The 7,701-nt window shown below is 64.5% G+C and carries 9 protein-coding genes and 1 pseudogene; 3 read left to right on the forward strand and 7 right to left on the reverse strand.

All coding sequences use genetic code 11. The annotated features are described in order from the left end of the window. From IVA82_RS21895 to IVA82_RS21920, 6 genes and pseudogenes are all read right to left on the reverse strand, one after another. Positions 1-204 (reverse strand): annotated as a pseudogene (locus tag IVA82_RS21895) (hypothetical protein); the annotation flags it as partial. A gap of 67 nt (positions 205-271) precedes the next feature. Then, a complete protein-coding gene (locus tag IVA82_RS21900; RefSeq protein WP_247388915.1) occupies positions 272-607 on the reverse strand; it encodes a DUF3088 domain-containing protein in 336 nt (111 codons plus the stop codon). Between the two features lie 40 nt (positions 608-647). Beyond that, positions 648-1,235 carry a hypothetical protein gene (locus tag IVA82_RS21905; protein ID WP_247388916.1) on the reverse strand — a complete coding sequence of 196 codons (588 nt, stop codon included), beginning with the start codon at positions 1,233-1,235 and terminating at the stop codon, positions 648-650. Positions 1,236-1,465: 230 nt separating this feature from the next. Beyond that, the gene (locus IVA82_RS21910; protein ID WP_247388917.1) at positions 1,466-2,779 is read right to left on the reverse strand and encodes a tetratricopeptide repeat protein; all 1,314 of its coding nucleotides are present in this window, start codon (positions 2,777-2,779) and stop codon (positions 1,466-1,468) included. Positions 2,780-2,794: 15 nt separating this feature from the next. Further along, the gene (locus IVA82_RS21915; RefSeq protein ID WP_247388918.1) at positions 2,795-3,817 is read right to left on the reverse strand and encodes an aldo/keto reductase; all 1,023 of its coding nucleotides are present in this window, start codon (positions 3,815-3,817) and stop codon (positions 2,795-2,797) included. A gap of 179 nt (positions 3,818-3,996) precedes the next feature. Beyond that, complete coding sequence (locus IVA82_RS21920; RefSeq protein WP_247388919.1) at positions 3,997-4,422, reverse strand: PaaI family thioesterase; 426 nt, start codon at positions 4,420-4,422, stop codon at positions 3,997-3,999. Between the two features lie 67 nt (positions 4,423-4,489). Here IVA82_RS21920 and IVA82_RS21925 point away from each other — a divergent pair, with 67 nt between their 5' ends. Both IVA82_RS21925 and IVA82_RS21930 read left to right on the forward strand, forming a co-directional pair. After that, the gene (locus IVA82_RS21925) at positions 4,490-5,119 is read left to right on the forward strand and encodes a CoA pyrophosphatase (RefSeq protein WP_247388920.1); all 630 of its coding nucleotides are present in this window, start codon (positions 4,490-4,492) and stop codon (positions 5,117-5,119) included. Positions 5,120-5,175: 56 nt separating this feature from the next. After that, a complete protein-coding gene (locus tag IVA82_RS21930; RefSeq protein WP_247388921.1) occupies positions 5,176-6,366 on the forward strand; it encodes a hypothetical protein in 1,191 nt (396 codons plus the stop codon). Between the two features lie 186 nt (positions 6,367-6,552). On the opposite strand, the gene IVA82_RS21935 is transcribed toward IVA82_RS21930, so the two are convergent. Next, positions 6,553-6,855: a hypothetical protein gene (locus tag IVA82_RS21935; protein ID WP_247388923.1), complete on the reverse strand. Its 303-nt coding sequence runs from the start codon at positions 6,853-6,855 to the stop codon at positions 6,553-6,555. A 187-nt stretch (positions 6,856-7,042) separates the two neighbouring features. On the opposite strand from IVA82_RS21935, the gene IVA82_RS21940 reads away from it, so the two are divergent. Further along, the gene (locus tag IVA82_RS21940) at positions 7,043-7,522 is read left to right on the forward strand and encodes a hypothetical protein (RefSeq protein WP_247388922.1); all 480 of its coding nucleotides are present in this window, start codon (positions 7,043-7,045) and stop codon (positions 7,520-7,522) included. The last annotated feature ends 179 nt before the right edge of the window (positions 7,523-7,701 follow it).

Consider the following 7,701-nt stretch of genomic DNA (forward strand, 5'->3'; position numbering starts at 1 on the left):
GCCCTCCTGCGCGGCCTTCCCTCGAGCCCGCAAAAGCACGCCAGATAGCGCCGCCATGTCCCCGCCATCGATCCGGTAACGACGCATCTTCTCGGCGCCGGGCATCATTATCCCCAGCTGCCACTTCGCTTTGCTCAGTTCGAAAGCCAAGTAAATCGTGGCATACTCGCTTCCGGCGGGTGCGTCAGTGTGATCAGTACGCATCGTTGATCCTCCAGGGTGAGTTCAATTTACCCCTGACCACCTGCCACCCCATAGGATCTACAAGCTTTTACGGATGCGGATCGGGAAAGCCGTGGCGCTCGGAGAGCGCGGCGAGGATCGCATCCTTGTCGGCGATGAAGGCGCGATGGCTGCCGGTCTGGCGCGGCGACGTCGTCCCGTCCGCAAGCACGAGTAGCGGCAGCGATTGGTTCACTTCGCCGAGCAGCGCAATCACCGCCTGCCGCGGCCACGGGATGCGGTGGACGTCGAGCGTTGCGGCCAGCGCCGGAAACGAGGCGAGCACGCCGTCGATCAGCGCACAGTGCCAGCAATAGAAACGGCGGTTCGGAAAGGTCGGGTCTTCGAAACCGGGGCGCAGCAGAAACAGACGGTCGCGCGTCATGGGTGGCTCCGAAGCTCGCCGCGGAAGATTAAAGTGCGAGCTACTTGAACGGATCCTGGATCGACGGCGCGGACTGCCGGATCCGGCGGACGCTGACCGGCCTGCCGTCGGAGACGAACAGCAGCTCGTACTTCCGGCCTTCGCTGTCGGTGGCCGAGCAGGTGACGTCCGAGACCTGCTTGGCGGCGAAATTGCCGGTCTGGCGGCAAGTTCCGGTGGAGGTCTGCTCGGCCGGTACCGGCAGGCCGTCGACCTTGGGCCGGTTCTTGGAGTTGAGCAGCATGCGGTCGATCGGCAGCTCGTAGGAATTGTCGTCGGCCCGCTTGCCGTTCTCGCCCGAGAACGACACGACGTGGTTGTCGTCGCTGGGATCGTCGACGGCGACCGCGAAATTGACCCGTCCCTTGTCGCCATGGGCGTAAGCGACCGTCTTGCAGGCGAAGCTGCGCCCGGCGACCTTCAGCGTCTTGCAGTGGCCGGACATCAGCGCCAGCAGGTCAACGAAGGCATTATGTAGCGTCGGATTGTTGACCGGTATCGGCGTGGAAGACCCGGCAAAACAAGGGCTTGCCAAGGCTGTGATCGAGGCGACGAGGGCTGCTGCGAGGACCGGTCGGCAGAGGCGCATCGCGAGGCTCGTATGCCAGAGGACCACGGAAGCGGGAAAGTTCCATCCAACAACAACCGAACCGTAAATTGGTTGCGGCCCCGTTTGTGTCGCCATGCCCGCCTGAAATACCACCGCGCCCACCTACCGACGATTCGCCCGAATTGCCAACCTATCCCGGCAGGCACTTGCCGGGACCGCCGTGTTTTTTTCGTGGCGGAGGCTGCCCAAGACCTACGCCCTTGCAAGTACTAGCCCATCGCCGCCTGCCAGCGCCTATCGCGCAGGGACGGGCGGCGGTGCAGGCGGGCATCGAGCAGGGCGCGGGCGCGCGGCAGCTCGCCGTTGCGCATGAGGGCGACGATAAAAGTGTCTTCGATCAATTCACGCTGGGCGTGGCTGCCGCCGATGCGCACCACCTGGCTGAGGACGGGCGCGAGCGTATGCACGCAGGCTGCGTAATCCTCATCGGCAAAAGCTGCCAGGGCGCGGCAGATCGCCGGTACCGCAGGACCGGCCGGCAGCCTGCCGTCGGCAAGCCGCTGCTCGATCGCGGCGAGACGCGCCGCAAGCGCCTCCCGGTTTTGCGTTGCCGCCGCGTATAGCGCCATGTGGACATCGGCGAACGGCAGGCTCGATTTCGGAAACAGTTTTTGCGCGGCTGCGTCGGCCTCAAACCAGAGCGCCTTTGGCACGGTATGGCCGTAAGCGGACAAGCGCCACAGCAGCGAGGCGCCATCGGTGATGACATTGAGCGGCGGCGCCTGCGTGGCCGAGGGCTGGAGCACATCGGCATAGATGGCCAGCGCCCGCGCGGCATCGCCATGCTCCAGCGCGCCGAGCGCCTGGTGCCAGCGGATATGGCCATGCAGGATGCCGGCGCGGTGGTAAGAAGGGATCCAGTCATCGACGAGGCGGTCGGCTTCGTCGATCGAGCCGTCCTCGAACATCGCATGCAACACGGCATGCGCGGCATGGGCGTTTTCGCGGCGCAGGCCAAAACCGCGCTCGGTGACGCTGCGGCCGCGCGCGACATTGCCGTTCTCGGTCATCGCCCAGCCGTACAGGGTGAGGAACCACCAGTCCTCGCCGTAATGATGCGCGACGCGCTCGCACAGCTCCTGCCGCGCGCGGTCGTGATCGGCCATGCCGGAGAAGGCGAACAGGCCGAACGCACCCAGCGGCAGCGACAGCACCACGGCATCGCGCGGCCACGCGTCGACGTGTTTCAGCGTCGCCGCCAGCGCCTCGGGCAGCCGGCCCTCGATCGCAAGCGCCAGCATCTCAACATGCGAGTGCTCACGCTCCGTGCCGCGTTTGGCAACGAGCTCACGCGCAATCGCCGCCTTCTGCCGCGCCAGATCGCCCTGCTGATAGAAGGCGTGCACGCGCGCGCGCGTGATATGGGGGAGTGCGAAATCCGGATCGGCCGCGATGGCGCGTTCCAGCGTCTCGGCCGTGCCCGTCCAGCCCGCCAGCATGAGGTCGACGCCCTCGCGATAGGCGGATGCCGCCTCGTGCGAAGCGGTGGAGAGTTGCAGTCCGTAACGGTCTTCGAGTGCCATCGGCGCCTCCCGCCCTCACGCTGTCCGCGCGCGGCGACCCTCGATCGGATAGGCAGGATCGTTATAGCCGGGCGTCGAGGGATGACCCGGCGTCACCAGGCGGTCGATCAGCGCCTCGTCATCCGCGGTGAAGCGGTAATCGAGCGCGCGGATGTAGTCGTCCCACTGTGCCTCGGTACGGGGACCGGCGATGACGGAAGAGACGAAGGCGGAGTTGAGCACCCAGGCGACGGCGAGCTGGCCGGCGGTGATGCCTTTCTTCTCGGCGTGGCTCTTGATCTCCTGCGCGAGCCTCAAGGATTCCGGCCGCCACTCGGTCTGCATCATGCGGGTGTCGTTGCGGCCCGCGCGCGTTTCCTTGTCCGGCGCTGCATCCAGACTGTATTTGCCGGTGAGCACGCCGCGCGCCAGCGGGCTATAGGGCACGATGCCGAGGCCATAATAGGAGCAGGCCGGAAAGTGCTCGACCTCCGGCATGCGGTTCATCGCGTTGTAATAAGGCTGGCTCGCCACCGGCCGGTCGATGCCGAGCCGGTCGCAGATGTTGCAGATTTCTGCAACGCGCCAGGCGCGGTAGTTCGAGACACCGAAATAGCGCACCTTGCCGGCGCGTATCAAATCGCCCATCGCGCGTACCGTCTCCTCCAGTGGCGTCGCGTGGTCCTCCTTGTGCAGGTAGTAGATGTCGATGTGATCGGTGCCGAGCCGCATCAGGCTCTCGTCCGCCGCCTGCAATACCCAGCGCCGCGACAGCCCGCCGCGATTAGGATCGTTGCCCATTTCCTTATTCATGGGGTTGGCGAGCTTGGTCGCGAGCACCCAGTTGAGACGGTTGGCAGCTATGGCGCGGCCGATCACCTCCTCGGAGCCGCCTTTCGAATAGGCATCCGCCGTGTCGATGAAGTTGATGCCGGCTTCGTGTGCTTTGGCAATGATGCGCTGTGAGGCGGCTTCATTTGTGGGCCCGCCGAACATCATGGTGCCAAGACAGATCGGCGACACCTTTAGTCCGCTGCGGCCGAGCTGGCGGTATTGCATGGGCGGATCCTTGCTGCTTCTTGTCGCGCCAGCATAGCCCTCTCACTCCGTCATTGCGAGCGTAGCGAAGCAATCCAGAAATGCGTCCGCGGAAAGATTCTGGATTGCTTCGCTGGGCTCGCAATGACGAGGTCGCGGAAGCGCCGTCGTTGCAACGCCGGACGAAGGAGGGCGCGGCGCTACTCCGGTCCCTTCAAGATCTTGAACACGCCGCTCGCCATCACGACGCAGCGGTCATCCACATTGACCTCGGTGCTCATGAAAATCAGGCTGCGCGTCGTGCGCACCACGCGGGGGCGGGAGATCAGGATTTCGCCGATCTTGCCGGCCTCGACGAAATGGGTGTCGAGCTGCACGGTCGCCATGTATTGCTTGCCGGTCTCGTAGCGGGCGGTCATGCCGCAGGTGCGGTCGGCGAAGGTCATCATTACGCCGCCCTGAATCATGCCGCGGCGGTTGTGGTGCTTGTCCTCGGTCGCCAGTGCGAATTCGTAATGGCCGTCGACCTTGCGCTCCCAGAGCGGACCGATCAGGTGCATGAAGCCTGTGGTCTCGAGGATGGTCCAGCCGTCTGATTTAAGCTTCGCGGCGGTCTTGTCGATCATCTCAAGGTCCATCCCTGCACGCACATCTCTCCTCGTTTCATCAAGCGCGGTCCTGGTGTAGTCAAGCATGATGAGACCTTTCGACGATGCCACCAGACGGAATATCGCAGATGCCTGTGCGGCATTCGCGCGGCTGCCTGATGCGGCCGAACTGTCGACGTTGAAGCGCGCTGCGGTGGTGCTGGCACTGACTGCATCCGGTGACGGCAACGACGCCGCCTTCCTGCTCACGCTGCGCGCATCACATCTGCGCGCTCATCGCGGCCAGTGGGCCCTGCCAGGCGGCCGCTGCGATGCCGGCGAGACGCCGGTCGAGGCGGGGCTGCGCGAGCTCGACGAGGAGCTTGCGCTCAAGCTCACGACAAACGACGTGCTCGGCCTGCTCGACGACTACCCGACCCGCTCCGGCTATCTGATCACGCCGGTCGTGGTCTGGGCCGCCGACGGCGCCACGATCCGGCCCAACCTGGATGAGGTTGCCTCCGTCCATCGCATCGGGCTCGCGACGATCGAACGCGATGACGCCTTCGACTTCGTCGCCATCCCCGAAAGCGCGCGCCGCGTGGTCCGCTTCCATCATCAAGGTAGCCTGATCCACGCGCCGACGGCGGCGCTGATCTATCAGTTCCGCGAGGTGCTGGCGGGGCGGCCGACCCGTGTGACCGAGTTGGAACAGCCGGTGTTCGCCTGGAAGTGACGATGGTAAACGGCGCGTTAACGTGACGGTTACCGGATGCCTGCTAGGAGGGCATCATGCATCACCCCTCGATTCGACGCGCCCTGACACTGGTTCCACTGGCGCTCGTCCTGCTCGCGCCGGCGGCGCGAGGCGGCGACGCCGACGCGCTGCCGCCGGTGGTCAGGAACGCGATGGCGCAAGCCTCGCCACAGGCAATCGCGGACTATCGCCGCAAGCTCGCCGAGTACCAGGAGGCGCGCGCCGCCTTTGATGCCGAGGCCGGCGCCTATTGGAGCCAGGTCTCGGAGAAGCGGCGCGGCCGCAATGCCAAGCGGCGCAGCGGGCAGCAGGTCACATTAGACGATTACGTGCTGCAGCACCCGCCGCTCTATAATGGGCCGAAGCGGCCGGTGAACCCGGAGCCGGAGGAAACGCCGGAGCGCCCCGTGCGAAAGCCTATTCCCGTGGTCGCCGATCTCCTGCGCGCGGCGCAGGACCTCTACGAGTTCATTCCACAGCGGCCGGCGTCCGAGCTCGAGTTCAAGCGTGTCTACGCCCGCTACGCGCTAGCCTTAGGGCTAACGCGCGAGCAGGCGGTGCGGGTCTACGCGTTCGAGACCGGCGGCACCGGCAGCTACGATGTGCAAGCGGGAATTGAACATGGCGGCAAGCGCGCGATCTCGACCGCGATGGGCTACAATCAGCTGCTGACCACCAACAGCGTCGAGCTGCTCGCCGAGCAGGGTCATGAATTCATCCGCGCGCTGAGCGAGAAGATGGCGCGAACCTCCGGGCCGGCCCGCAAGACGCTGGAGCAGAAGCTCGGCGTTCTGAAGCGCATGGTGGCGCATGCGAAGTCGGTGCCGGATACCTGGTCGGAGCACGAGAAAATCGGCAACACTGCACAGGGCTGGGCCATGCATGCCATGGTACTCGACATCGATGTCGGCCCGATGCTGCAGACCCACAAGCTCTTGACCTCAGTGCTGTTCGCGCGCGCCAAGGGCTACACCCGTCCGCTCACCGCGGCCGAGCTCGAGATGATGAACCTCACTGGGGACGGCACCGGGCTCGACATGGTGACTATGCCGCAGGCGATGCGCGAGCAGGTGCCGACCTCGAACTTCTTCCAGCGCGGCGGCTACGAGCGCAACCCGGTCGCGATCCGCCACAACACGGTGGCGAAGTTGCTCGCGATAACCGATGCGCGAATGGACAGCAACGGCAACAATGCCGGTGCGCGGGAGTTGGCGGGCGCGTTTTAGTTAGTTAGTTATTGGCGAGCTGCTTCCTCACCTCGCCCCGCTTGCGGGGAGAGGTCGGCGCGAAGCGCCGGGTGAGGGGGACTCTCCGCGAGTCCAACTCTCACCGTGATCGCGGCTGCAGCCCCTCACCTCACCCTCTCCCCGTAAGAACGGGGCGAGGGAGCGCACCGTCGCAGCTTTGCCCCTTTACTGATCCGACCCGAACCTGAATTTGCCGTCGCCTTCGAGATAGGGGCCGGTGCGCATGTAGAGCTGGCCGTTGTGGCCGATGAAGAACAGCGTGCCCCGCGGCACCTTCTTGGCGCCCTTCAAAAGATCGCCGGCATTATTGGTGCCCATCTTGTAGGAAAAGGTCTTGCCGTCCTTGTCATAGGCGTAGCCCATATCGGGCTTGAGCTCCCACGGCGTTGCCGCGGTCTGCGCGAGTGCGGGCGCAGCGATCGCGCCCAGCATCGCTACAAGTGCAAATGTCCTCGTTGAAAATGCCATCATCCATCCTCCCCGCCATGGGGCGCCTGAACAAATCACGAACGCTATTTCGGGTCAATTTGCGAAAGCGCCGCAGCGCATCACGTCTTGCCCAGCAGCTTGTGATTTTCCCTTCGCCCCCTCACGACTATGGTCCGCTTTCCGTCTAGAACGCAATTCGACAAAAATATTGGTGGGGATGATTCGGATGAACCATGTCATTAAAGCCTGCGGGGCCGCCGCACTGTTGCTGACGGCGCTGGCGCCGGCCGCCTGGGCCGATGATTACCAGCTCAGCCACAACCAGCGGATTTCCTGCAGCCGCGGCCTTGCCCCGGGCAAGCTGAACACCGCGACCTGCAAATCCTACACCTACCTCTTCAACACCAAGACCTCGGAATATTTCCGCTGCCAGGTTTCGCTTGCGCTGACCCGCGACAACAAGGAAGTCATCAACGTCCAGACCGACGGCGGCTGCACCAAGAAGCCGCGCATTTTCGAGACCGACGGTCATTACGATTTCGACGCCACCGAGACCGAGCCGCCGAACACCAATTCGTTCTTCGGCCCCGGCGGCTACTCGGTCTGGGCCACCGACGTGACCGCGCAGAAGGTGCGCGGCTGCATCATCATTTCTTCCGGCCTCGGCTCCGACATCTCCAAGTGCCTGGACATGACCTTCCAGTGAAGGTACGTCGCGAGCTCGAACGACACGAGGCTGGGCTCGATTGTTGCCATCTAGACGGTGCGCTCCCTCCCCCGCTTGCGGCAGGGCTGTCCCGGGAAAATCACACATAGATGAGCTCCAGCTGGTCGAGAGAGAACCTGGGCTTTGGCTTGCTGGGATTGACTGGCGGAGGCTTGTCG

Source organism: Bradyrhizobium sp. 142 (assembly GCF_023074015.1).
GTDB lineage: Bacteria > Pseudomonadota > Alphaproteobacteria > Rhizobiales > Xanthobacteraceae > Bradyrhizobium.

Coding starts and splice junctions, on each gene's coding strand:
- IVA82_RS21900 (WP_247388915.1), bottom strand. CDS start 607: ATGACGCGCGACCGTCTGTTTCTGCTGCGCCCCGGTTTCGAAGACCCG.
- IVA82_RS21905 (WP_247388916.1), bottom strand. CDS start 1,235: ATGCGCCTCTGCCGACCGGTCCTCGCAGCAGCCCTCGTCGCCTCGATC.
- IVA82_RS21910 (WP_247388917.1), bottom strand. CDS start 2,779: ATGGCACTCGAAGACCGTTACGGACTGCAACTCTCCACCGCTTCGCAC.
- IVA82_RS21915 (WP_247388918.1), bottom strand. CDS start 3,817: ATGCAATACCGCCAGCTCGGCCGCAGCGGACTAAAGGTGTCGCCGATC.
- IVA82_RS21920 (WP_247388919.1), bottom strand. CDS start 4,422: ATGATCGACAAGACCGCCGCGAAGCTTAAATCAGACGGCTGGACCATC.
- IVA82_RS21925 (WP_247388920.1), top strand. CDS start 4,490: ATGATGAGACCTTTCGACGATGCCACCAGACGGAATATCGCAGATGCC.
- IVA82_RS21930 (WP_247388921.1), top strand. CDS start 5,176: ATGCATCACCCCTCGATTCGACGCGCCCTGACACTGGTTCCACTGGCG.
- IVA82_RS21935 (WP_247388923.1), bottom strand. CDS start 6,855: ATGGCATTTTCAACGAGGACATTTGCACTTGTAGCGATGCTGGGCGCG.
- IVA82_RS21940 (WP_247388922.1), top strand. CDS start 7,043: ATGAACCATGTCATTAAAGCCTGCGGGGCCGCCGCACTGTTGCTGACG.